This window comes from Actinophytocola sp. (assembly GCF_036402745.1).
In the GTDB taxonomy this organism is placed as follows: Bacteria; Actinomycetota; Actinomycetes; order Mycobacteriales; family Pseudonocardiaceae; genus Actinophytocola.
Genome location: NZ_DASWSJ010000078.1, coordinates 68,313 through 91,532, shown reverse-complemented (window position 1 = coordinate 91,532; position 23,220 = coordinate 68,313). Strand labels below are relative to the sequence as shown.

Annotated in this window: 28 protein-coding genes; 14 read left to right on the top strand and 14 right to left on the bottom strand. The window is 72.3% G+C overall.

Annotated features, from left to right (window positions below; translation table 11 throughout):
* Positions 1-28 precede the first annotated feature (28 nt).
* The 3 genes from VGD70_RS07800 to arfB are packed head-to-tail and all read left to right on the top strand — an operon-like array spanning position 29 to position 1,802.
* Positions 29-544: a SigE family RNA polymerase sigma factor gene (locus VGD70_RS07800; RefSeq protein WP_331079590.1), complete on the top strand. Its 516-nt coding sequence runs from the start codon at positions 29-31 to the stop codon at positions 542-544.
* Positions 541-1,371, top strand: coding sequence for a hypothetical protein (locus VGD70_RS07795; RefSeq protein WP_331079589.1), 831 nt, complete (start codon positions 541-543; stop codon positions 1,369-1,371). The genes VGD70_RS07800 and VGD70_RS07795 overlap by 4 nt, the downstream gene beginning before the upstream one ends.
* A gap of 5 nt (positions 1,372-1,376) precedes the next feature.
* On the top strand, positions 1,377-1,802 hold the full coding sequence (gene arfB, locus VGD70_RS07790) for an alternative ribosome rescue aminoacyl-tRNA hydrolase ArfB (protein WP_331079588.1): 426 nt from the start codon (positions 1,377-1,379) through the stop codon (positions 1,800-1,802).
* Between the two features lie 201 nt (positions 1,803-2,003).
* Here the strand turns inward: arfB and VGD70_RS07785 are convergent, their stop codons facing one another.
* Positions 2,004-2,678, bottom strand: coding sequence for a response regulator (locus VGD70_RS07785; RefSeq protein WP_331079586.1), 675 nt, complete (start codon positions 2,676-2,678; stop codon positions 2,004-2,006).
* 233 nt (positions 2,679-2,911) lie between these two features.
* Entirely contained in the window at positions 2,912-3,901 is a 990-nt protein-coding gene (locus tag VGD70_RS07780; protein WP_331079584.1) for a LacI family DNA-binding transcriptional regulator, read from the bottom strand.
* Positions 3,902-3,980: 79 nt separating this feature from the next.
* Between VGD70_RS07780 and VGD70_RS07775 the strand changes: the two genes are divergently transcribed.
* From VGD70_RS07775 to iolD, 6 genes are all read left to right on the top strand, one after another.
* Positions 3,981-4,985, top strand: a complete 1,005-nt coding sequence (locus VGD70_RS07775) for a Gfo/Idh/MocA family protein (RefSeq protein ID WP_331079582.1) — start codon at positions 3,981-3,983, stop codon at positions 4,983-4,985.
* Positions 4,982-5,851, top strand: coding sequence for a TIM barrel protein (locus tag VGD70_RS07770; protein ID WP_331079580.1), 870 nt, complete (start codon positions 4,982-4,984; stop codon positions 5,849-5,851). Before VGD70_RS07775 ends, VGD70_RS07770 begins: the two co-directional genes overlap by 4 nt.
* Positions 5,852-5,921: 70 nt before the next feature.
* A complete protein-coding gene (locus VGD70_RS07765; RefSeq protein WP_331079578.1) occupies positions 5,922-6,932 on the top strand; it encodes a sugar ABC transporter substrate-binding protein in 1,011 nt (336 codons plus the stop codon).
* 10 nt (positions 6,933-6,942) lie between these two features.
* Positions 6,943-8,010: an ABC transporter permease gene (locus tag VGD70_RS07760; RefSeq protein WP_331079577.1), complete on the top strand. Its 1,068-nt coding sequence runs from the start codon at positions 6,943-6,945 to the stop codon at positions 8,008-8,010.
* A complete protein-coding gene (locus VGD70_RS07755; RefSeq protein ID WP_331079575.1) occupies positions 8,007-8,789 on the top strand; it encodes an ATP-binding cassette domain-containing protein in 783 nt (260 codons plus the stop codon). The genes VGD70_RS07760 and VGD70_RS07755 overlap by 4 nt, the downstream gene beginning before the upstream one ends.
* The gene (iolD, locus tag VGD70_RS07750; protein ID WP_331079573.1) at positions 8,786-10,669 is read left to right on the top strand and encodes a 3D-(3,5/4)-trihydroxycyclohexane-1,2-dione acylhydrolase (decyclizing); all 1,884 of its coding nucleotides are present in this window, start codon (positions 8,786-8,788) and stop codon (positions 10,667-10,669) included. Before VGD70_RS07755 ends, iolD begins: the two co-directional genes overlap by 4 nt.
* A gap of 8 nt (positions 10,670-10,677) precedes the next feature.
* Here the strand turns inward: iolD and VGD70_RS07745 are convergent, their stop codons facing one another.
* Positions 10,678-10,857 (bottom strand): DUF3073 domain-containing protein, encoded by a 180-nt coding sequence (locus VGD70_RS07745; RefSeq protein ID WP_331079571.1) that lies wholly within the window; start codon positions 10,855-10,857, stop codon positions 10,678-10,680.
* Positions 10,858-11,077: 220 nt separating this feature from the next.
* Here VGD70_RS07745 and VGD70_RS07740 point away from each other — a divergent pair, with 220 nt between their 5' ends.
* Positions 11,078-11,968, top strand: a complete 891-nt coding sequence (locus VGD70_RS07740) for a hypothetical protein (protein ID WP_331079569.1) — start codon at positions 11,078-11,080, stop codon at positions 11,966-11,968.
* Here the strand turns inward: VGD70_RS07740 and VGD70_RS07735 are convergent.
* The 4 genes from VGD70_RS07735 to VGD70_RS07720 are packed head-to-tail and all read right to left on the bottom strand — an operon-like array spanning position 11,965 to position 14,949.
* On the bottom strand, positions 11,965-12,540 hold the full coding sequence (locus tag VGD70_RS07735) for an aerial mycelium formation protein (RefSeq protein WP_331079568.1): 576 nt from the start codon (positions 12,538-12,540) through the stop codon (positions 11,965-11,967). The two genes, VGD70_RS07740 and VGD70_RS07735, sit on opposite strands and share 4 nt — an antisense overlap.
* A 58-nt stretch (positions 12,541-12,598) precedes the next feature.
* Positions 12,599-13,450 carry a 3-keto-5-aminohexanoate cleavage protein gene (locus VGD70_RS07730; RefSeq protein WP_331079566.1) on the bottom strand — a complete coding sequence of 284 codons (852 nt, stop codon included), beginning with the start codon at positions 13,448-13,450 and terminating at the stop codon, positions 12,599-12,601.
* A 15-nt stretch (positions 13,451-13,465) separates the two neighbouring features.
* Positions 13,466-14,572 carry a folate-binding protein gene (locus VGD70_RS07725; protein WP_331079564.1) on the bottom strand — a complete coding sequence of 369 codons (1,107 nt, stop codon included), beginning with the start codon at positions 14,570-14,572 and terminating at the stop codon, positions 13,466-13,468.
* Positions 14,569-14,949 (bottom strand): transcriptional repressor, encoded by a 381-nt coding sequence (locus VGD70_RS07720; protein ID WP_331079615.1) that lies wholly within the window; start codon positions 14,947-14,949, stop codon positions 14,569-14,571. The genes VGD70_RS07725 and VGD70_RS07720 overlap by 4 nt, the downstream gene beginning before the upstream one ends.
* A gap of 111 nt (positions 14,950-15,060) precedes the next feature.
* On the opposite strand from VGD70_RS07720, the gene VGD70_RS07715 reads away from it, so the two are divergent.
* Together VGD70_RS07715 and VGD70_RS07710 are read left to right on the top strand one after the other, a co-directional pair.
* Entirely contained in the window at positions 15,061-15,906 is an 846-nt protein-coding gene (locus VGD70_RS07715; protein ID WP_331079562.1) for an aminodeoxychorismate lyase, read from the top strand.
* Positions 15,903-16,526 carry a maleylpyruvate isomerase N-terminal domain-containing protein gene (locus tag VGD70_RS07710; protein WP_331079560.1) on the top strand — a complete coding sequence of 208 codons (624 nt, stop codon included), beginning with the start codon at positions 15,903-15,905 and terminating at the stop codon, positions 16,524-16,526. Before VGD70_RS07715 ends, VGD70_RS07710 begins: the two co-directional genes overlap by 4 nt.
* Positions 16,527-16,735: 209 nt before the next feature.
* On the opposite strand, the gene VGD70_RS07705 is transcribed toward VGD70_RS07710, so the two are convergent.
* The 7 genes from VGD70_RS07705 to VGD70_RS07675 form a co-directional block, all read right to left on the bottom strand.
* A complete protein-coding gene (locus tag VGD70_RS07705; protein WP_331079558.1) occupies positions 16,736-17,374 on the bottom strand; it encodes an FABP family protein in 639 nt (212 codons plus the stop codon).
* Between the two features lie 163 nt (positions 17,375-17,537).
* Complete coding sequence (locus tag VGD70_RS07700; RefSeq protein ID WP_331079556.1) at positions 17,538-17,849, bottom strand: DUF1416 domain-containing protein; 312 nt, start codon at positions 17,847-17,849, stop codon at positions 17,538-17,540.
* A gap of 27 nt (positions 17,850-17,876) precedes the next feature.
* Complete coding sequence (locus VGD70_RS07695) at positions 17,877-18,719, bottom strand: sulfurtransferase (RefSeq protein ID WP_331079554.1); 843 nt, start codon at positions 18,717-18,719, stop codon at positions 17,877-17,879.
* Complete coding sequence (locus VGD70_RS07690; RefSeq protein ID WP_331079552.1) at positions 18,716-19,159, bottom strand: DUF4395 domain-containing protein; 444 nt, start codon at positions 19,157-19,159, stop codon at positions 18,716-18,718. Before VGD70_RS07690 ends, VGD70_RS07695 begins: the two co-directional genes overlap by 4 nt.
* A gap of 212 nt (positions 19,160-19,371) precedes the next feature.
* Positions 19,372-19,797, bottom strand: a complete 426-nt coding sequence (locus VGD70_RS07685) for a thioredoxin family protein (RefSeq protein WP_331079551.1) — start codon at positions 19,795-19,797, stop codon at positions 19,372-19,374.
* Positions 19,794-20,684 (bottom strand): DUF2993 domain-containing protein, encoded by an 891-nt coding sequence (locus VGD70_RS07680; RefSeq protein WP_331079549.1) that lies wholly within the window; start codon positions 20,682-20,684, stop codon positions 19,794-19,796. The genes VGD70_RS07685 and VGD70_RS07680 overlap by 4 nt, the downstream gene beginning before the upstream one ends.
* A 17-nt stretch (positions 20,685-20,701) precedes the next feature.
* A complete protein-coding gene (locus VGD70_RS07675) occupies positions 20,702-21,394 on the bottom strand; it encodes an alpha/beta hydrolase (protein ID WP_331079547.1) in 693 nt (230 codons plus the stop codon).
* A gap of 173 nt (positions 21,395-21,567) precedes the next feature.
* Here VGD70_RS07675 and VGD70_RS07670 point away from each other — a divergent pair, with 173 nt between their 5' ends.
* A complete protein-coding gene (locus tag VGD70_RS07670; RefSeq protein WP_331079545.1) occupies positions 21,568-22,299 on the top strand; it encodes a response regulator transcription factor in 732 nt (243 codons plus the stop codon).
* A gap of 15 nt (positions 22,300-22,314) precedes the next feature.
* A complete protein-coding gene (mshD, locus tag VGD70_RS07665; RefSeq protein ID WP_331079544.1) occupies positions 22,315-23,181 on the top strand; it encodes a mycothiol synthase in 867 nt (288 codons plus the stop codon).
* Positions 23,182-23,220: the final 39 nt, after the last annotated feature.

Sequence of the window (23,220 nt, the reverse complement as noted above, 5' to 3'; positions counted from 1 at the left end):
CACGGGAGGACGAGAGGAACGCAGGTTCGTGCACGACCGCGATACGGAGTTCGGGGAGTACCTCGAGAGCCGCGCCGTCGTCATGCGGCGGACCGCGTACCTGCTGTGTGGAGGTGACTGGCATCGGGCGGAGGACCTCGTGCAGACCACGCTGACCAAGATCTACGTCGCGTGGTCCCGGATCCGGCGCGACGGCAGCGTCGACGCGTACTCCCGCAAGATCATGGTGCGGGCGGCCATCGACGAGTCCCGGCGGGCGTACCGGCGGCGGGAGGCCGTGGTCGGCGACGTGCCGGAGATCGAGCTGCCGCCACGTGCCGGGGTCGAGGACGCGGTCGACGTGCGGCGGGCGCTGGCCCAGCTGCCGGCCGGCCAGCGCGCGGTCGTGGTGCTGCGGTACTGGGAGGACCTGTCGGTCGCGGACACCGCGGTGGCGCTCGGCAAGAGCGAGGGGACGATCAAGAGCCAGGCGGCCAAAGGGCTGGCGTCACTGCGCCGGCTGCTGACCGTGGCGCCCGAGGGCTTGGGGGCGGGTGAGCCGTGACCCAGGACGACGAGGACATCAAGTCGCTGCTCGGCCGCGCCCTGGTCGGCGAGCCTCCGCTGCGCATCGACCGCGACGAGGTCTTCCGGCAGGGTCGGCGCAAGCTCCGCGCCAGGCGGCGGCTCGAGGCGGGCGGCGCGGTCGCCGGGGTGGTCGTGGCGGTCGTTGCCGCGGTGCTGGTGTCCGGCCTGGTCGGTGACGACGAGCCGGACCACAACGTGCCGCCGGCCGCGAGCCGGACCGTCACCACGACCCCGCCGCCCCCGTCCGCGGGGATGCCGTCGTCGGCGCTGACCACCACGGAAAGCCCGCCGTCGATGCCCTCGGCCGAGCCGGTCTCGGCGCAGACGCTGACCGCGGCGTTCAAGGCCGCGAACCTGCTGCCGGCCGGGTTGCAGCCGACCTCTGCCCGGTTCGCGCTGGTCGGGTCCGCCTACGAGCTGCGGGCCGACCTGATCGGGTCCGGCCGGGAGGGCTCGCTGTACGTGACCGTCGAGGGGCGGCTGCCCGGGTCGAGCCCGGATGTCGCCGCTTTCCCGGATGTCGCCGCCGGCTGCTCGGACGTGCGGCCGCATTACACCGGTTGCCAGGCGTCCATTCTGGACGGTGTGAGCGTCATCGTGGCGGGCTTCACGAACTACGACACGGGTGAGAAGCTGCGCATGGCGTTCGCGATCCACGCGGACGGCACCGCGGTCACCGCGATCGCGGCGAACGTGTCCGACCGGCAACGCGCGGTGGGCAAGCCGCCGTCCGGCCCCCCGATCGTGAGCGACGACGTGCTGTCGAGGATCGTCGTGGAACCCGGCCTGCGCTACGTGGGGTGACTGCCGTGCCCGACCTCGAGGTGACCCGCCAGCTCGTGATCCCGGCCGGCGAGCTGCGCGAGCGCTTCTCCCGGTCCTCGGGCCCGGGCGGCCAGGGCGTCAACACGACGGACTCCCGCGTGGAGCTGTCGTTCGACGTTGCCGGCTCGCCGTCCGTGCCGCCCTGGCTCCGCGACCGGCTGCTCGCGCGCCTGTCGTCACGCCTGGTGGACGGCGTGCTCACCGTCGTGGCAAGCGAGCACCGAGCCCAGCTGCAGAACCGGGCCGCCGCCCGCGAGCGCCTGACCGCGCTGCTGCGCGCCGCCGCCGAGCCGCCCCCACCTGCCCGCCGGACGACCAAGCCCACCCGAGGCTCCAGAGAACGCCGCCTGGCCGACAAACGCCGCCGAAGCGAAACCAAACGAGGCCGCCGAGCCCGCCCCGACGACTGAACTCTCCACTCGCGACCCGAAGTTGTCCACAGCCCCGCGCGCACCCTTTGACCTGGCCTTATACCGGGTAGACTGGACGTGAGGGGTGCCCCCGGAGCGGGTGGGGGCTGCTCGTCGTCGGGGCGATGCGGACAAGGTTCACTCGATCGGGCGGGCTTCGAAGATCGGGCGGGCTTCGAGCTGGGCCGATGGGCCAAATGGTCAGGTGGACAGCCAGTAGTAGCGGCGTTCGGGTCTGCCGGTGCCGCCGTAGCGGAGGCGGACCTCCGCCTGGCCGGTCGTCACGAAGTGCTCCAGGTACCGGCGCGCGCTCACCCGGGACAGCGAGGTCCGCGCCGCACACTCCGCCGCGGACAGGTCCGGGTCGGACGCGCGGAGCTCCGCCGCGACGAGTCGTAATGTCTCCGCCGTCAAGCCCTTCGGCAGGGCGGACGCGCCGCTCGGGCGGGCGCCGAACACCTGGTCCACATCGGACTGGCCCGCCTCCGACAGCTCGGCCAGCCGGGCATGCAACGACGCGAAGTGGCGCAGCTGGTCGTACAGCGCCGCGTACGAGAACGGCTTGATCAAGTAGTGCAGCACCCCACCCCGCATCGCCGCGCGGACCGTGTCCACGTCGGTGGCCGCGCTGATCACGATCACGTCCGTGTCCGGGCCCGGGGTGGACCGCAGCGCGCGGAGCACCGACACGCCGTCCATGTCCGGCAGGTAGATGTCCAGCAGCACCAGGTCCGGGCGCAGGTCGTCCACCGCCCGTAGCGCGTCCGCGCCCGTGTGGGCCACGCCGACCACCTCGAAGCCGGAGGTCCGCGCGACGTAACCACTGTGGACCTTCGCCACCATGAAGTCGTCGTCGACCACCAACACCCTGATCACGGCAGCGCCCCGATCGGCAGCCGCCAGCCCGGCAGCCGGCCGGACAACGAGCCACGGTGCGCCACGGACCCAGTGTCGCTCACGCGCCCCCGCGGCGGCTCGTGAACACAACGACCACAACGACCGCCGCGCCCGCAAGCCGGCACCGGCGTTCACGCGCGGACGGGGTGCCAGTCGCCGTGCCGCCGCACCCGACGCGCTGGTCGGGCCGGCATGGCCGCCGCGAACATCGGCTAGCGCGGGGCGTCCGTCGTCGCCCGGATGACCAGGCGGGGGCGGAGCAGGTGGCGGGCGGGGTCCTTGCGCTCGCCGCGGACCCGCTGGACGAGGGCCTCCGCGGCCAGCCTGCCCATCTCCGCGCGGGGCTGGTCGATCGTGGTCAGCGACACGTGGCGCAGGGCGGCCAGCCAGGTGTTGTCGTAGCCGACCACCGACACGTCGGCGGGCACCGCCAGGCCGGCCGCCTCGAGGGCGGAGATCGCGCCCACCGCGTTGAGGTCGTTCGCGGCCATCACGGCGGTCGGGGGAGCCGACGCCAGCAGGTCGCGGATCGCGCGGGTGCCCGCGGCCTCGGTGTACTCGCCGCGGACCACCCGCGGGGTCAGGCCGTGGCGGCGCATCGCCGCGAGGTAGCCGGTCCGGCGCGGGGCCGCCTGGGAACCGCCGCCGCCGTCGATGTGGGCGATCTCCTTGTGGCCCAGCGAGACCAGGTGGTCCACCGCCATTCCCGAACCCGCCTGGCCGTCGTCGTTCACCGTGTCCACGCTGGGCTGGCGGGAGGAGCGGGACACCAGGACCACCGGCGTGTGGACGGCGGCCGCGGCGATCGAGGCGGCCGGCAGGACCGGGCCCAGCAACGCGATGCCCGCCGGGCGGAAGGACAGCAGGCCGGTCAGCGCCTGGCGCTCGCGGGTCGGCCGGCGGCCGCCGGTGTTGATCACCAGCTCGAAGCCGGCCGAGCGGGCGTAGGAGTCCACGCCGTCGACGACCTCGGCCCAGAACGGGTTGTGCAGGTCCGACACCATCACCCCGAGCACGTGCGAGGTGCGGCTCGCGAGCGACCGCGCCATCGCGTGCGGCGAGTAGCCCAGCTCCTCCGCCGCCTTCAGCACGGCCGCCCGCCGCTGGTCGCTCACCTTCGGCGAACCACGCATGACCAGCGAGACCAGCGCCCGCGACACGCCGGCCCGCGCCGCCACGTCCTCGATCGTCGGTCGCCCCACAGTCGCACTCCTTGACACGGGTGTGACGGACATTACAGGATGGGGCCGTTAGAGCGCTCTAATCGGGAAGTGGGACCGAATGCGCATCGGCGTGGCCGGGGTCGGCCGGATCGGGACGATGCACGCGGCGCACCTCGCGTCGCTGGGCACGGTCGACGAGGTGCTGCTCTACGACCCGGTCGACGGCCGCGCGACCCACGCCGCGACGAGCCTCGACAAGGCCCGCGCGGCCAAGGACGTCACCGAGCTGCTCGAGGAGACCGACGGCGTCCTCATCGCCACCCCGACCGACACCCACCCCGCGATGGTCCGCAGCTGCCTCGCCGCGGGCAGGCCCGCGCTGTGCGAGAAGCCCATCGCCGCCGACCTCCACCAGATGACCGTGCTCGTCGCGGAGATCGAGGCCGCCGGGATCCCCGTCCTGGTCGGCTTCCAGCGCCGGTTCGACCCGGCGGTCATCGAGCTGCGCAGAAGGATCGTCACCGGCGAGCTCGGCCCGATCTACCACGTCCGTGCCACCGGCTTCGACGCCAACCCGCCCGACCTCGGCTACCTGCCCACCTCCGGCGGCATCTTCCGCGACCTGCTCATCCACGACCTCGACGCCGTCCCGTGGCTCGTCGGCGAGCCGGTCACCGAGGTCTACGCGTCCGGCTCGGTCCTCGTCGACCCGGCCTTCGCGCAGGCCGACGACGTCGACAACGCGGTCGTGCTCCTGCGCTTCGCGGGCGGCGCGCACGCGGTCCTCACCGGCGGCCGGCACGACCCGCTCGGCTACGACCACCGCATCGAGGTGCTCGGCGGCAAGGACTCCGTCGCCGTCGGGCTCGACCCGCGCACCCCGCTCAACTCCCTCGAGCCGGACGGACCGCGCGTCGACCACGACGCGTACCCCGGCTTCCCCGAACGCTTCCGGCGCGCCTACCTCAACGAGATGCAGGTGTTCGTCGACGTCCTCGGCGGCCGCGCGGACAACCCGTCGCCCGCCCGGGACAGCCTGGTCAGCCTGCGTCTGGCCGAGGCATGCGAGCGGTCACGCCGCACCGGCATCCCGGTGCGCCTGGACGGGGGGAGCCCACCATGAGGATCGCCGCGGCCCCGATCTCCTGGGGCGTCTGCGAGGTGCCCGGCTGGGGCCGGATGCTCGACCCGGCCACGGTGCTCGACGAGATGGCGTCACTCGGCGTCACCGCGACCGAGCTGGGCCCACCCGGTTACCTGCCCACCGTGCCCGAGGAGCTGCGCCGACTGCTCGGCGCGCACGGCCTGGGTCTCGTCGGCGGCTTCCTCGCCATCGCGCTGCACGTCAAGGCCGACCAGGAGTCCACAGTGGACCAGGCGGGGGCGCAGGCGGAGCTGCTCGCCGAGGCCGGCGCCGACGTCCTGGTCCTCGCCGCGGCCACCGGGCAGGACGGCTACGACGAGCGCCCACCGCTGAGCCCGGCGCAGTGGCACACGCTCGTCGAGACCGCCGGCCTCATCCGCGACCGCGCGGTCCGCAGCGGCCTGCGGACCGTGCTGCACCCGCACGTCGGCACCCAGGTCGAGACGTCCGCCGAGGTTGAGCGCTTCCTCGCCGACTCCGACCTGCCGCTGTGCGTGGACACCGGACACCTGCTGATCGGCGGCACCGACCCCGTCGAGCTCGTCCGCCGGCACCCGCACCGGGTCGGCCACGTGCACCTCAAGGACGTCCGCGCCGACCTCGCCGACCAGGTGCGGGACGGCCGGATCAGCTACACCGAAGCCGTCGCGCGGGGCATCTACGTGCCGCTCGGCGACGGCGACGTCGACCTCTCCGCGTTGCTGAAGCTGCTGCGCGACAACGACTACCACGGCTGGTACGTCCTCGAGCAGGACACCGCGCTGCCCGCGGACGACACCGGCGCCGACCAGCTGCCGCGCCAGGCCACCGCCCGCAGCCTGGCCTTCCTGGATTCCGTCCGCTGAGGACAGACTGGGGACAGACCGAGGACACTCACCGAGGACACGACACGGCCGTTAGACGGGAGAGACAACGATGTCTGACCGAGGGCGACGAACGCCCGCGCTCCTCGCCGCCGCACTGGCGGCACTCGCGATGGTGCTCGCCGCGTGCACCGGGCCCACCGCCGAGTCCGAGACCACGTCGCCCGGCGGTGGTGGCGGGGGCGGCGTGTTCGACCCCAACGCGCCGCTGGACTTCGCGGTGATCACCCACGGCAGCGAGGGCGACGCCTTCTGGAGCGTGGTGAAGAACGGCGCCGAGGCGGCCGGCCACGAGCTCGGCGTCAAGGTCACCTACGTGTCCAACGGCGACCCCGGCGCGCAGGCCAAGCTCATCGACAACGCGGTGGCCCAGGGCAAGACCGGGATCGTCGTGTCGATGGCCAACCCGGACGCGCTCAAGTCGTCCATCGAGGCCGCGGTGAAGGCCGGCGTCCCGGTCGTCACGATCAACTCCGGGGCCACCCGCAGCAAGGAGTTCGGCGCCATCGCCCACGTCGGCCAGGACGAGAAGATCGCCGGCCGGGCCGCGGGCGAGCGGTTCAAGCAGGCCGGCAAGAAACACCTGCTCTGCGTGATCCACGAGGCCGGCAACTCCGGGCTGAACGAGCGCTGCGACGGCGCGCGTGACGGCTTCGGCGGCCAGGTCGAGAACCTCCAGGTGGACATCAGCAACCCCACCGACATCGAAGCCCGGATCCGCGGCGCGCTGCAGACCAACCCGGACGTCGACGGGGTGCTGACGCTGTCCTCGCAGGTCGCCGACCGCGCGGTCACCGCCGCGCAGGGCGCGCGCTCGGACGCCGAGATCGCCACGTTCGACCTGAACACCGGCGTGGTCGACGCCGTCCGCGCCGGCCGCATCCTGTTCGCCGTGGACCAGCAGCAGTACGAGCAGGGCTACCTGCCGATCATGATGCTGAAGCTGTACCGGCAGAACGGGAACACGCTGGGCGGCGGGCAGTCGGTGCTCACCGGGCCTGGCTTCGTCGACGAGTCCAACGCGGACCTGGTGCGTCCGTACACCGAACGCGGCACGCGCTGAGGAGCCCGACATGACGACAACGACAACGACAACCGAACCCAACCCGGAACCAGCGGCCGTCGACGAACGCATGGCCTCGCCGGGGTTACTGAACAAGCTGGTGGTGCGGCCGGAGATCGGCGCGCTGCTCGGCGCGCTCGTGGTGTTCGTCTTCTTCTCGATCGTCGCCGACAAGTTCCTCACGACGGGCGGCGTCGCCACCTGGCTCGACGACTCGGCGACGCTCGGGATCATGGCGGTCGCCGTGGCGCTGTTGATGATCGGCGGCGAGTTCGATCTGTCCGCGGGCGTGATGACGGCGTCCACCGCGCTGGTCACCGCGATCTTCGCGACCCAGGTCGGGCTCAACGTGTGGCTCGCGCTGCTCCTGTCGCTGGTCTTCGCGCTCGGCGTGGGTGCGCTGAACGGCTGGCTGGTGGTGCGCACCGGGCTGCCCAGCTTCATCGTCACGCTCGGCACGTTTCTCGCGCTGCAGGGCCTCAACCTCGGCGTCACCCGGCTGATCACCGACTCGGTGCAGGTCAGCGGCATGCGCGGCGCCCCCGGCTACGAGTCCGCCGGGTTCGTGTTCGCGTCCACCTTCGCCATCGCCGGCACGCCGTTCCAGATCTCCATCGTGTGGTGGATCGGGTTCGCGGCGCTCGCCGCGTGGCTCCTGACGCGCACCAAGTTCGGCAACTGGATCTTCGCGGTCGGCGGCGCGGCCATCAGCGCGCGGGCGGTCGGCGTGCCGGTGGCGCGGACGAAGATCCTGCTGTTCATGGGCACCGCGCTCGCCGCATGGCTGGTCGGCACGATCAACATCCTGCGGTTCACCACGGTGCAGGCCAACCAGGGCATCGGCCTGGAGTTCCAGTTCATCATCGCCGCGGTGATCGGCGGCTGCCTGCTCACCGGCGGTTTCGGGTCGGCGATCGGCGCCGCGATCGGCGCGCTGATCTTCGGCATGGCCCGGCAGGGCATCGTGTTCGCGAACTGGAACAGCGACTGGTTCATGCTCTTCCTCGGCATCATGCTGCTCGGCGCGGTGCTGGTGAACAACACGTTCCGGCGGCGAGCGGAAAGGGTCCGGCGATGACCGCACTCATCGAGGTCGAGAACATCGGCAAGAACTACGGCAGCGTGATCGCGCTCCGCGACGTGTCCACTGTGGTCAACGCGGGCGAGGTCACCTGCGTGCTCGGCGACAACGGCGCCGGCAAGTCCACGTTGATCAAGATCCTCGCCGGCGTGCACCAGCACGACACCGGACGGTTCCTGGTCAACGGCACCGAGGTGCGGCTGGACTCGCCGCGCCAGGCGCTCGACCACGGCATCGCCACGGTCTACCAGGACCTGGCCGTGGTGCCGCTGATGAGCGTGTGGCGCAACTTCTTCCTCGGCTCCGAGCCGACCGTGGGCGCCGGGCCGCTGCAGCGGCTGGACCGCAGGAAGGGCAAGGAGACCGCGCGCACCGCGCTCGCCGAGCTGGGCATCGACCTGCGCGACGTCGAGCAGCCGGTCGGCACGCTGTCCGGCGGCGAGCGGCAGTGCGTGGCGATCGCGCGGGCGGTCTACTTCGGTGCGAAGGTGCTGATCCTCGACGAGCCGACCGCGGCGCTGGGGGTCAAGCAGTCCGGGGTGGTGCTGCGGTACGTCGCGCAGGCCGCCGAGCGTGGCCTGGGCGTCGTGCTGATCACCCACAACCCGCACCACGCCTACCCGGTCGGCACCCGGTTCCTCATCCTCAAGCGCGGCCGCAGCCTCGGCTCGACGGACAAGAAGGACATCACGCTGGAGGAGCTGACCCGGCAGATGGCCGGCGGGGCCGAACTGGAGGCGTTGCAGCACGAGCTGAGGGAGGTCACCGCCTCGTGAGCGGGAGCGGACCATCGTCGCGGACGCTGACGACCGCGCAGGCCCTCGTCCGCTGGCTCGGGGCGCAGCGCACCGTGTTGCTGGACGGCACGGTGGCGCCGCTGTTCCCGGCCGTGTTCGCGATCTTCGGGCACGGCAACGTGCTCGGGCTCGGGACCGCGCTCAGCGAGCAGGAGGAGCTCCCGGTGTGGCGCGGTCACAACGAGCAGGGCATGGCGCTGGCGGCGGTGGGCTACGCGAAGGCGACCCACCGCCGCCAGGTCTGCGTGGCCACGTCCTCGATCGGGCCCGGCGCGCTGAACATGGTCACCGCGGCCGGTGTCGCGCACGCGAACCGGCTGCCGCTGCTCCTGCTACCCGGCGACACCTTCGTCAACCGCGCGCCGGACCCGGTGCTCCAGCAGGTCGAGCACTTCGCCGACGCGACGGCCACGGTCAACGACGCCTTCCGCGTGGTCAGCCGGTACTTCGACCGGATCGTGCGGCCCGAGCAGCTGATCGCCACGCTGCCGCAGGTGGCCCGGGTGCTCACCGACCCGGCCGAGTGCGGGCCGGTGACCCTGGCGCTGCCGCAGGACGTGCAGGCCGAGAGCTTCGAGTTCCCGGCCGCGCTGTTCGAGCCGGTCGTGCACCACCTCGTGCGGCCGCGGCCGGACCGGCACGCGCTGGGCAGGGTCGTCGACGCGGTCGGGTCGGCAAACCGGCCGCTGCTCGTGCTCGGCGGCGGGGTGCGGTACTCGGGCGCCACGCACAGTGCGCTCGCGTTCGCCGAGCGGCACGGGGTGCCGATCGCCGAGACCACCGCCGGCCGCACGCTGGTGCCGCACGACCACCCGCTGCACGCCGGCCCGCTCGGCATCACCGGCTCGTCGTCGGCCAACAGGCTCGCCGCCGAGGCCGACCTGGTGCTCGCCGTCGGCACCCGGCTGCAGGACTTCACGACGGCGTCGTGGTCGGTGTTCGCGCCGGACGTGCGGCTCGTGTCGGTCAACACCGCGCGGTTCGACGCGGTCAAGCACGGCGCGCTGGCGCTGGTCGCGGACGCCGACGAGGCGCTCGGCGAGCTGGCCGGGCTGCTCGACTCGTGGCGGGTCTCGGCGTCCTGGTCGGACCGGGCCGCCGCCGAGCGGTCCCGCTGGGACGCCTACATCGACGGGCTCCGCGAGCCGACCGCCGGGCCGCCGACGTACGCGCAGGTGGTCGGCGTGGTCAACGAGGAGAGCACCGCCGGCGACTACGTGATGACCGCGTCCGGCGGGCTGCCCGGCGAGCTGATCGGCGGCTGGCGGGCCGTGCGGGCCACCGAGTCCGGAATGGACGTCGAGTACGGCTTCTCCTGCATGGGCTACGAGATCGCCGGCGCGTGGGGCGCGGCGATGGCCCGGCGCGGCGGAGTCGTGACGACCCTGCTCGGCGACGGCTCGTACCTGATGCTCAACTCCGAGCTGTTCTCCGCCGCGTTCGCCGGCCACGGGTTCGTGGCGGTGGTGTGCGACAACGACGGCTACGCCGTGATCGACCGGCTGCAGCGGGGCAACGGCGCGCCGGGGTTCAACAACCTGTACGCCGACGTGCGTTCGCTACAGGCGCAACCGCCCAGAGTGGACTTCGCCTCGCACGCGGCGTCGCTGGGCTGCGCGGTGCTGTCCGTCGTGGACCCCGCCGACCTGCGCGCCGCCTACCGGCAGGCGCGCGAACACGCACGAGCAGGCCGGGTGGCCGTCGTGGTCGTCCGAACCCACCCGTCCGCCTGGACGGACGCCGGAGCGTGGTGGGAGGTCGGCGTTCCGGAGCACTCGGCGTACGCCGAAGTCACCGACGCGCGTGAGGCGATGGACAAGGCAAAGACGGACCAGGTTCGCTACCTGGGCCGCCTCTGAGTCTGACGTCAACGACGGTAGTCGTCGTCCTCGTAGGCTTCCTCGTCGAAAGGGTCCTCACCGTTGCTGCTGGTCGGCGGCTGGTTGGACAGCTCGCGTTGCAGCGCTTCGAAGTCGGTGTGATGAGTGCTGTATTTGAGCTCTCGGGCTACCTTGGTTTGCTTAGCCTTCGCCCGGCCGCGCCCCATGGCTCGACCCCCTCGCACAGTGACGGGGCGGCCGGGGGAATCGGCGGCCCCGCAGATCTCGACATTTGGTTCCTGTAACTACCGTACCGTGCCGACCCGGTTCTGTGCGAAGGGGCACGGCCTTCGCCGGAGGCTTTCCGTTGGTTCCTTCGGCCGTATCGCCGGGTCCCGTGATCGCCCCGTAGCCGGGCGCTGCGCGGTTCGTGACACGATGCCTCTCGTGCCTCGACCGTTCGTCGCCTACCTCAGGGTGTACGAACCGTTGTCCGCGTTCGACGAGGCCGTCGCCGGCCGCCTCCGCGAGGCACTGGACACCAACCACCTCGACCACGCCACCGTCGGCGAGCGCGAGCGGGACATGTGGCTCAGATCACAGCTGTCCGTGCCGCCCACGCTTCTGCCCGGTGAGCTCGCCAACGGCGAGCCCTCGCCCCGCGCGCTGCGGGACGTGCTGGTGCTCGACCCGGCGGAGGTCCCGATCGACCAGGCGACCGTCGGGCCGGGGCCGCTCGTGTGCCCGCTCGACGTGCGGGCCCGCTCGGCCGCCGCGCTGGTCGGTTTCCTCACCTCGTCGCATCCCGCGCTGCGGGCGGTGGCGCTGACCGCGTCGACGGACAGCGTGCGGGAGAAGGCGGCCGCGGTCCTGTCGGACTTGCCGGGCGGGGCGGTGCACATCGTGTCGACGACGTGGACGGTGCCGTTGCCGTGGTTCACCCTCGTCGACCCGCAGCACCGGCACATCGTGGTCGCGACCCGCGAGGACCCGCGCCGGCAGGTCTGCTGGCGGGTGGCGATGGCCGACGCCCGGCGGCGGGTGGCGAAGGCGCACTCGCTGGCCGAGCGGGTGCTGGGCGACCAGGGGCCGACGAAGGTCCTCGAGGACACCGGGCGGTGGCTGGAGCACTTCCACCCGCACTCGGCGGTGGAGCTCGACTACGGCGGCCTCGTCCAGCTGCTCGACGACGAGGAGCTGGTGGAGGACACGTCGGCCGCGGACGTGAACGCGATCGTGGAGGCGCTGGAGCGCGAGGACGTCGAGGAGATCGCCGCCCGCTTCGAGAGCCTGCGTGACTTCTGGAGCGACCTCGCCGTGCGCGAGCGGTTCAACTAACGGTCGTCGGGGTCCTCGCCGCGCTCGGCGGCCAAGAGGCGGTCCACCGAGGCGCTGCCCGCGCGGTAGCGGCCACCGATCTCGTCGTTGAGCAGGTCCACGACCTTCTGCACCTCGCGCCGGCGTTGGGACACCGACGCCTCCTCCGCCGAGTAGGTCCGCAGCGCCAGGTCCAGCCGCTCGTCCGGCAGCGAGCTGACGTCGGACAGGTCCGCGTCGGACACGAGTGCCTCGACGTGGCGCCGGTGGGCCTCCGCGCGGGAGGGCTCCAGCGGCTGGTGGCGGCCCGAACCGACCGGCGCCCGGCCGACCGCGTTGTCCGAGAGGATCTCCACCAGCCGCTCCACCACCGAGCTCGAGCCGCCCTCTTCGCGGCGCTTCTGCTCCGCCTTCACGATGTCGATCCGCCCGTGCAGCAGCCTGCGCAGGTAGGAAAGGTCGGTCTCCTCCTGCGCGGCGTCGTCGCGGCGCGCGCGTACCTCGGTCAGGTCGAGCTGCGTCAGGTGGGCCACGTAGTCCGGCGCGAGCACCCGGTCGATACGCCTGCGACCACCTGGTCGGACTTCGATCACGCCGTCCATCCTCCGGTACGGAGGGGTCTGTCGCCAACCTGGATGTCTCAACCGCGAGTCAGTTGCTTTGCGCAACCCCGATGAGCGTCCGCACCTCGGCTGCCGACAGTGGCGGTCGCTGGGCCACCGACGCGAGCTGCGCGGCCCGCTCGACCAGCTGCGCGTTGTCCCGCACCCGCTCCCCGCGCGCGTAGGAGACCGTGTCCTCCATGCCGACCCGCAGGTGCCCGCCCGCGGACAGCGAGGCCAGCATCACCGGCAACGACGTGCGCCCGACGCCCGTGGCCGAGAACGTGGCGCCCGCGGGGATCGCGCGCAGCGCCGCGGCCAGGGTCTCGGTGTCGCCGGGCATGCCGCCGGGCACGCCCATCACCAGGTCGACGTGCACGTGCCCGCCCGCCGGCAGGCCGTGCTGGTCCAGCAGCCGGGCCAGGCTCGCGAGCTGGCCGATGTCGAAGATCTCGTACTCCGGCACGATCCGCCGCTCCCGCATCCGCTTGTGCAGCTCGACCACGAACTCCCAGCGGTTGAGGAACACGTCGTCGCCGAAGTTGACCGTGCCCATCGTGCAGGAGGCCGAGTCCGGCATGGCGTCGAGCACGCGCAGCCGGTCCTCCTCGGGGTCGGCCACGGCGCCGCCTGTCGACAGCTGCACGACGAGGTCGGTCTGCTCGCGCAACGCCGCGACCGTGTCCTTGAGCCGCTGCGGGTCCAGCGTCGGCGTGGTGTCCGCGCCGCGGATGTGCACGTGGATCATCGCGGCGCCGGCGGCCTCGCACGCGACGGCCTCGGCGACCAGCTCCTCCAGCGTGACCGGCAGGTTGGGCACGTCGGCCTTGGTGTGCTCGGCGCCCGTCGGCGCGACCGTGATCAGGGTGCCGTGCCCACCGGGGCGCTTCGCTGCTGCCATGGCCCCAGATGGTAGTCAGCCGCGCAGCCGCCGGGCGGCCTCTCGACCCAGGCCCGGGGTGGCCTCGGGCACGGAGTCGGGGTCGATGGCGGCCTGCACCACCCGGTCCTCGGCGCCGGCGTGCAGCTCGGCGTCGAGCGGCACGGAGGACTTGACCAGCGCCAGCGCGATCGGGCCGAGCTCGTGGTGCCGGGCGACCGAGCCGACCCGGCCCACGGTCCGCTCGCCGAGCAGCACCGGGTCGCCGGTCTCCGGCTGCACCTCGGGCGAGCCGTCGAGGTGCAGCAGCAGCATCCGGCGCGGCGGCCGGCCCACGTTGTGCACCTTCGACACGGTCTCCTGGCCGCGGTAGCAGCCCTTGGCCACGTGCGCGGCGACGTGGACCCAGCCGACCTCGTGCGGGATGGTGCGGTCGTCGGTGTCGAGCTCCATCCGGGGGCGGATGGCCTCGACCCGCAGCGCCTCGTAGCCCCAGCTGCCCATCGGGCGGGCGCCCTCGGACGTGAGGCGGTCCCACCAGCCGGTGAGCGAGTCGCGCGGCACGAGCAGGTCGACACCCACCGGCATGCGGCGGACGATGACGCCCTCGGCGCCGGCCACCGCGTAGGGCCCGGCCGGCGCCGGCAGCCCCGTCCGGGTCAGCAGGTCGTCGGTGTCCGGGCCGACCAGGGACAGCACCGCGCGCTCGGCCGTCGCGTCCCGCAGCTCCACCTTGGACCAGAAGACCATCGACTCGAGGTACTCGAGCAGCGACTGCCGCCCACCGCGGGCGCCGGTGGCGTGGGCACCCGCCTCCGTGTCGAGCCACACGGTCTCGTCGAGGTGGGCGAGCACCATGTGCGCGTCGACCCGGCCCTGGCTGTCCAGCACCAGGGCCTCGGTGCCGGCGCCGTCGGCGAGCTCGGTGACGTGCTGGGAGATGACGAGGTGCAGCCACGCCAGCCGTTCCGGGCCGGTGACCGCGATGAGCTCGCGGTGCGACCGGTCGACGACCGCGACCTTGCGTGCCGCGGCCCGCTGCTCGGCGAACGGGTCGCCGAAGTGCCACGGCACGCCCTGGTCCGGCGAACCGTCCGGGGCCGGCACCGCGCCGGGGACGTCGAGGATGGGCGAGTCGGTCACGAGTTCTCCCCGGAGCAGTTGCGGCAGAGGCCGGACAGCGCGAGATGGCTGGCATCCAGTTCGAACCCGTGGCGGGCACGCAGTGTTCCGCGCAGCTCCTCCATGACCTCGCACGGTGTCTCGATCACGTTGCCGCAGTGGTGGCAGACCAGATGGACGTGCCGATGCTCGTGGACCGAGTAGTTGGGCGCGCCGTGGCCGAGGTGGGTGTGCCGCACGATGCCGAGGCTCTCCAGCAGCTCGAGCGTGCGGTAGATCGTGGTGATGTTGACCGTCGGGGTGCTGCGCTGGACCCGCTGGCAGACCTGCTCGGGCGTGGCGTGCTCGAGCTCGAGCAGCGCGTCGAGGACGAGCTGGCGCTGCGGGGTCATGCGCATGCCGCGGCGGTGCAGGGTGTCCCGGAGCTGGGCCCGTTCCGCCTCGATGTTGCGCACGCTCGCGGTCTCCACGCCGTAAATCGTAGGCGCGCGGCTGAGTAGGCTGCCCGTATGCGGGTGCTTGCGATGCTGGACGGAACGCTGGCCGACCCCGACGGACGGCACATCCGGGTCGACGACCTGGGCCTGATCCGCGGGGACGGGATCTTCGAGACGATTCTGGTGGTGGACGGCAAACCGCGCGAGCTGGGTCCGCACCTGGACCGGCTCGCACACTCGGCCGCGATGCTGGAGCTGCCGCCGCTGGACCGCGCGGCGTGGGAGCGGTGCGTGCGGGCGGTGCTCGACGCGTGGCAGGGCGGCTCGGAGATGGCGCTCAAGCTCGTCTACACGCGTGGCCCGGAGTTCGGCGACGGCACGCCGACCGGGTTCGCGCTGGGCCTGCCGATCGGCGAGAAGACGCTGCGCAACCGGGAGACCGGGGTGCGCGCGGTGACGCTGGACCGCGGGTACGAGCCGGAGATCGTGGCGCGGGCGCCGTGGCTGCTGCTGGGTGCGAAGTCGTTGTCCTACGCGGTGAACATGGCCGCCATCCGCTACGCCGAGGCACACGACGCCGAGGAGGCGATCTTCGTCGCGGCGGACGGGTCGGTGCTGGAGGGCCCCACCTCGACGGTGGTCATCGCCCAGGGTCGGACGCTGCGGACCACGCCGCCCTCGAGCGGGGTCCTGCGCGGCACCACGCAGGGTGCGCTGTTCCGGGCGGCCGAGCAGGCCGGCTGGGTCACCAAGGTCGAGCCGCTGGCCGTCGCCGAGCTGGCCGAGGCGGACGGGCTGTTCCTCGCGTCGAGCGTCCGCAAGATCACCCGGGTGCACACGCTCGACGGCGTGGCCCTGCCCGACGCCACGCGGCTGCACGGGGAGCTGAACGCGCTCTACGAGTCCGAATACCGGTGACCGTCACCGCCGGGGACCTCGACCACGCGGTCCAGCTCTCCATCGCCACCCTGCTGCGGGCGTCCTCGGCGGACTGGGACGGCAAGGCCGGCTCGCTGGAGTGGACGTGCTGGGAGACCGTCGAGCACCTCGCCGATGACCTGTTCCAGTACGCCGTCCTGCTGGCCCCGCGCACGCCCCCACTCACCGGTGACGTGCCGTTCCTCTGGGAGGCCCGTCGTCCGGGAGGCCCGCACAACGCGGTGCGCGCCGACCGGTCGGCGGGGCCGGCGGGGCTGCTGCAGGTGCTGGAGGCGTGCGGCGCGCTGCTGGTGGCGATGGTGGCCACCCGCCCGCCGTCGGTCCGCGCGCACCACGGCTTCGGGATCTCCGACCCCGAGGGCTTCGCCGCGATGGGCATCGTCGAGACCCTGGCCCACACCCACGACCTGGCCGACGGCCTAGGCCTGGCATGGACCCCGCCGGCCGGCCTCTGCGCCCGCGTACTGACCCGCCTGTTCCCGAACGCGCCGACGGACACCGACCCGTGGCCGACCCTGCTGTGGGCCACGGGCCGCGGCGACCTCCCTGGCCACGACGGCCTGACGAAGTGGCGCTGGTACGGCGAACCGCGCCCCTGATCTTCGCCGCTCCGCTGGGCCCGGAGTTGTCCACAGTGCGCGAGGTTGTCCACAGCCAAGCCCCGACCAGCCGAACCTGTCGGTCCTCGCGGGTAGTGTGAAACCAGGGGACCCCCAGGCGAAGGCGGACACCCATATCCTTCGGTGTTTGCGATAGCACTCGCCGAGCCCGCCCCGATGAGAGGTCGCCCGGGGGCAGCCGAGTTCCGTCAGCCGGCGATGCGGCGCAGGTACGCCGACGTGTGGGGCTGTAGCGGCTGGCCCACCATCGCGCGTTCCTCGACGTAGGCCAGGTCGCCGTTGTTCACCAGGCCGTACAGGCGCTTCGCCCCCGAGACGTCCTTCGCCGAGGACGTGCGCATCGTCACGTCGGTCGCCAGCTCCCAGGACGTCTGCGTGCGCGGCTCGCCGTAGAAGATCTCCACGATGCCCGTCGCGTGGGCGAGGAGGACCTCGATGGTCTCGTCGGCCCGCGGGCGCCACCAGCCGACCTCGCGTGCCGCCGGGCGGATGACCTTGCCGTCCGCGTCCAGCAGCCACGCGCGGGACTCGTAGAAGGCGAACGGCCGGCCGTCGTGGGCGAAGGTGATCTGCTGGCCGAAGTGCTGGGGCTCGATCGTCGGGTACACGACCTCGCCCTCGCCGCGCCAGACACCGATGAGCGGCAGGATCGGCAGCAGGGCGTCGTTGAGGTTCGCGCCGTCGCGGAGGTTGGCCGTGTCGTTCGGGATCGGGAGGTCCTCCCACTGTGGGAGGTTGCGCTCACGCGTGGTCGCGGCCCGCTCGGCCGCCGCCCGCAGCGCCGCGTCACCGCTGCCGGGAATCGGGTTGCCTTCCGCGTCGGTCATCGGCCCGACCCCGTGTGCAGACGGTAGGCCGTGCGGCCCAGGAGTGCGGTGCCGGCGAGAGCCGTGATGATCAGCAGGGCGGTCCAGAACAGTTCCACCCGGCGAGGATATGCGAACGCGGGACGGCCGAATGCACGACCGCCCCGCGTTCTGGTGATGGGTCTCAGCCGACCGCCACCGCGACCGGATGCAGCCCCGGCCCGTCCGCGGTCACCCGGGTCTCGCCGTTGCCACCGCGGTGCAGCGCGCGCACCGTCCACTGGCCCGGCGCGGCGAAGAACCGGAAGTCACCGTCCTTTGAGGACACCACCTCGGCGGTGAACTCACCGCTGGCGTCCAGCAGCCGCACGTACGCGCCACTCACCGGGGCGCCGTCGGCGGTCACCTTGCCGCCGAGCACGATCTCCTTGGCGAGATCGATGCCGGGCGGCAGCTCCAGACCTTGCTCCGGAGCGCCGCAGCCGTCGTTGCTCATTCCTTCTCCTTCGCCGAAAGCCGGACGTCAGTGGGCGCCGGGGCCGATCTCGACCGGCACGCCGACCAGCGAGCCGTACTCCGTCCACGAGCCGTCGTAGTTCTTCACGTCCGGGTACCCGAGGAGCTCGTGCAGCGCGAACCACGTGTGCGAGGACCGCTCACCGATGCGGCAGTAGGCGATGGTGGCCTTGCCCTCGTCGATGCCGGCCTCCTTGTAGAGGTCGCGCAGCTCGTCGGAGGACTTGAACGTGCCGTCCTCGTTGGCCGCCTTGCTCCACGGCACGTTGATCGCCGACGGGATGTGCCCGCCGCGCTGCGCCTGCTCCTGCGGCAGGTGGGCCGGCGCGAGCAGCTTGCCGGAGAACTCGTCCGGCGACCGCACGTCCACGAGGTTCTTGTTGTGGATGGCCTCGATGACCTCGTCGCGGAACGCCCGGATCGCCGGGTTCTGCTCCTGCGCGGTGTAGCTGGTCTCGTCGCGGGTCACCGCGTCGGAGGACAGCGCACGGCCGTCGAGCTCCCACTTCTTGCGGCCGCCGTCGAGCAGCTGCACCGCGTCGTGGCCGTAGAGCTTGAAGTACCAGTACGCGTAGGCGGCGAACCAGTTGTTGTTGCCGCCGTAGAGGATCACGCGGTCGGAGTTGGCGATCCCCTTGGCGGACAGGAGCTTCTCGAAGCCGGCGCGGTCGACGAAGTCCCGGCGCACCGGGTCCTGCAGCTCGGTCTTCCAGTCGATCTTCACCGCACCAGGGATGTGGCCGCCGCCGTACGCGGAGGTGTCCTCGTCGACCTCGACGAACACCACCCCGGCGGTCCCGAGGTTCTCTTCGGCCCACTCGGCCGTGACCAACACGTCTTCGCGGCTCATTGGAGCGCTCTCTCCTTCGTTGGGATGAATCGGCGGATCAACAGATACGTCTCGCAGCCGAGACAGAACGCGAACGCTGCGTTGAGGAACGCCGCCGCCAGCGCGCACGCGGTGGCCACGATGCCGAGGGTGGTGAGCCCGGTGACATAACCGAGGGTGCCCACCACCGCGAAGCCGAACCCGACGCCCTGGGCGAACCGCAGCGGGGCCGTGTCCTCACGCTCGTCGGTCGGCGCGAGCCGGGGCGCGACCAGGTGGCGGTAGACGAGCGAGTACGGCGCCACGCCGAACCCGGCGAACGCGCCGATCGCGAACACGACGGCCTGCGCGGCGAGCAGCGGCCACCAGCCCGTGAGCAGCGCGACGGCGAGCACGACGGTGGTGACCCACGCGGCGAAGCGCGGACCTCGGGGATCGACGGACGAGGGACCTGCGGACACGACGGCCTCCTGACTGCACGGCTGGGTTGGGGAACCAGCACGGGCGGAAGGCCGAGAAAGGGGTCCGCCCGGTCAGTCAGCTGCCAAACACAGGCTCGAGTCGACGCGGCAGTAGTCGACCGCGCGACGCCTGGTCAGCAAGGTGTACACGACCAGCACACTACCGGCGCATCTCTGGTGCTGGGCGGAACGTCCACCAGATGGGATGACGGTCATTCGGACAAATGCGGTCGAAGCGCCTCGAGCAGCGCGTCCCGCCTCGGCACGCCGCCGACCCGCAGCAGCTCGGTGCCGCGCCCGTCGATGGCGAGCGTGGTGGGCGTGCGTAGGACCGACAGCTCCCGGGCCAGGTCCGGCCGGTCGGTGAGGTCGAGCTCGGTGTGGTGCAGCCCGTCGGTGCGGGCCGCCAGATCGGCCAGCAGCACCCGGGCCTGCCGGCACGGCGCGCAGAACGTGGTGGACAGCTGCACGAGGGTGACCGCGGCGTTCGGGGCGAGTGCGTTGCGGATGTCCTCGGGGAGCCCGGTGGTGACCTCGGCGGGACCGGCGGTCCTGATCCGGCCGTTGCGGGCACGCAATGCCAGACCCAGCGCGCTCGCGAGCACGAGCGTGCCGATCAGCACCAGCGCACCGGTCATCCACCACTCCCGCCGAGAACCACGTCGAAGGCCTTGCCCTTCACCGACAGTACGCCCGGTTCGACGTTCACGGCCGTGGGTGTGACGGTGAACGGGAGCTGGCCCGGGTCGAGCGAGAGCTGCTTGAGCCACCCCGTGATACCGGCCTCGAACGCGTCGGGGAGCTGGCCCGTGCCGAGCACGCTGTTGGTCAGCTCCAGCCGGGACGGCACGAAGTGCGCCTTGGCCTCCACCAGCGTGATCAGGCCGTAGGCGCAGAAGTCGGTCTCCTCGCCGCCCAGGTCCGCGGTGGCGCAGATCCGCGCGCCGGCCTTGGTGTCGTTGTCGGTCTCGAGCTCCGCGGCCCGCTCGGCGGCGGCCTGCTCCGCGTCGGTGCGCTTGTCGGGGTCGGTCTGCGCGTCCTGCTCGCTGATGGGATCGATCGTGAGGTTGGTGATCGAGGAGACCAGCGGGTTCTCGTTCTGCAGGAGCGCCCGGGTGATGTCGGAGGCCTTGACCCGGACCTGGCCCTCGACCTCGCGCACCCGCACACCCTGGAGCTTGCCGGACACGAGGTCACCGAGCGGCGCGATGACGCCCATCAGGTCGACGTGCACCTCGAGGTCGCGCAGCGTGTCCTGGACCGGCACGCCCTTGGCGTCGATCGCCACGTGGCCGTACTCGCCGGAGATCGCCTGGGCCAGGAAGGAGAAGCCGTGCACCTTCACCGACGGGTCGTCGGTGAGGTGGAACTGCTCGCGGGCGCGCTTGGACACCTGGTACTCGAACACCGCCGCGGCGCCGAAGTCGGCGGCGACCAGCAACGCGATCAGCACCACGAGGCTGATGACGATCCTGCGGGTCCGCCGTCGCCGCTTGGGCGCGCTGGGCTGGCCGGGTGCCGCCATCTCTGCCGTCCTCGGTGTCATGCCGCCGTTCGCTCCGATTCCTTCGTTCGGCTCTCGCGGGCCAGCCAGGCCGCGATCCGGTCGACCAGTTCCGGGCTCGTCGCGGTCTCCGCGTGTCGCATGCCGCGCTCGAGCCACAGCTCCGCGTGCTGACCGGTGGCCCGTTGCACTGCCAGCGGATGGTCCACGCCCACGTAATGATCCCGGTCGCCGTGCACCAGCAGTAAGGGGGTGGGGGCGATCCGGTGCGCCACCTCGATGGGGCTCGCCGGTATCCCCATTGTCATCCCCATTCTCGGCGGGGCCAGCCGCACCCGCACGGCACGCATCGCGAGCCGCCCGTGCGGCAGCTCGGCCAGCCAGAACAGCCGGCGCATGGCGTCGGTGTCGCGGGTCCACCAGCGGGCCGCGGCGCTGACCGCGACCACCGCGTCCGGCCGGTGGGCGCCGGTGGCCGCGTGCAGCAAGGCGACCGAGCCGCCCATCGAGAAGCCGAGCGTGGCGACGCGGGGATGGCCGAGCTCGCGGGCCAGCCGGACCGCCGCGTCCAGGTCGAGGACCTCGGCCGGCCCGGCGGTGGACCGCCCGCCCGAGCGGCCGTGCCCGCGGAAGTCGAGCGCGACCACCGTGTGTCGCCGGGCGAGCCGGTGCAGGATCCGCTCGACGAACGGCTTGCGGACGTGGTTGGTGAAGCCGTGTCCCACGACCACCGCGGTCTCGTTACGGGAATGTTTCCGACGCAACAGGAGTCCCGTCAGCCTCACATCGTCGCTGGTCCGCTGGTGCACTCGTGTGACACATGCGTCACGACCAGGACATTTCACAGGCACACCGGTTATTCTCCGGGAAAGCCACGGAGCGTACCCAGAGAGGCGGGCCCCCCATGAGCCTCGACCTGCTGCTGCTCACCGCGGACCCGACGCCGGGCTCGGTCGTGCCGTCCCTCATGTTGCTGCCCCATCACGTGCGCACCCAGGCGCCCGAGGTGACGGCACTGCTCGACGCGGGGTCACGGGACGTCGTCCTGGTCGACGCGCGCGTCGACCTCGCGGCGGCCAAGAGCCTGTGCCGGCTGCTCACGAGCGGCGGCGACAGCGTGCCGGTGGTCGCCGTCGTCAACGAGGGCGGCCTCGTCGCGGTCAACCCGGAGTGGCGGGTGGACGACATCCTCCTGCCCACCGCCGGTCCGGCCGAGGTGGACGCCCGCCTGCGGCTGCTCACCTCGCGCGGCCCGGCCGGCGCCCCCGGCGCCGACGGCGCGCTGCGCCTCGGCGAACTGGTGATCGACGAGGCGACCTACATGGCCCGGCTGCGCGGCCGGCCGCTGGACCTGACGTACAAGGAGTTCGAGCTCCTCAAGTACCTCGCGCAGCACGCCGGCCGGGTGTTCACCCGGGCGCAGCTGCTGCAGGAGGTGTGGGGCTACGACTTCTTCGGCGGCACCCGGACCGTGGACGTGCACGTGCGGCGGCTGCGCGCGAAGCTCGGCACCGAGCACGAGCAGATGATCGGCACCGTGCGCAACGTGGGCTACAAGTTCGTCCAGCCCCCGAAGCCGACCGCCGGCCACCCCGAGTCGCTGGCCGTCGAGGAGGACTCGGTCAACGCGCTCTGACGTAGGGTCGGTGGCGTGCGGATCAGCTGGCAGGAGTCCGACCCCGGGGACGACGTCCGGGCGTTGCTCCGCGCGGCGATGGCGCAGGACGGCCGGCCGGAGGTCGACGAGGACGGGCCGCTGCCCAGGGAGTTCCGCGACGGCCTCCACCTCTATGCGCACGAGGACGGCGAGCTCGTCGGTTACGCGCACCTCGACACCGCCGGTGACGCGTTCGGCAACCAGGTCGCCGAGCTCATCGTGCATCCCGCGCACCGGCGCCGCGGCCACGGCACCCGCATGGTCGACGCGGTCCTCGAGCGGGCCGGCGAGAAGCTGCGCATCTGGTCGCACGGCGACCACCCGGCGGCGGTCCGGATCGCCGAGCGCACGGGCCTGGCCCGGGTGCGGGAGCTGCTGAGGATGCGGCTCGACAACGCGGTCGCGCTGCCGGAGCCGGAGTGGGCCGCCGGCGTCACCGTGCGCACCTTCGTCCCCGGCCAGGACGAGGCCGAGATGGTCGCGGTCAACGGCCGCGCCTTCGACTGGCATCCCGAGCAGAGTCAGCTCACCGTCGACGAGCTCACCGCCACCGAGCGGGAGGGCTGGTTCGACCCGGAGGGCTTCTTCCTCGCCGTCGACGAGAGCAAGAACGTCGTCGGCTTCCACTGGACCAAGGTTCACCCGGGCGGGGTGGGCGAGGTCTACGTCGTGGGCGTCGACCCGGCCGCCCAGGGTGGCGGGCTGGGCCGGGCGCTCACCCTCGTGGGCCTGCATCACCTGCGGGAACAGCGTCTCGGCGAGACGATCCTGTACGTCGAGTCGGACAATTCCGCGGCCGTCGCGCTGTACACCCGACTGGGGTTCACCGTGGCCGAGACGGACGTTGCCTACCAGCGGTGATTGACCGCGTGACGCGCGTGACCGTTACTCAACGCAACA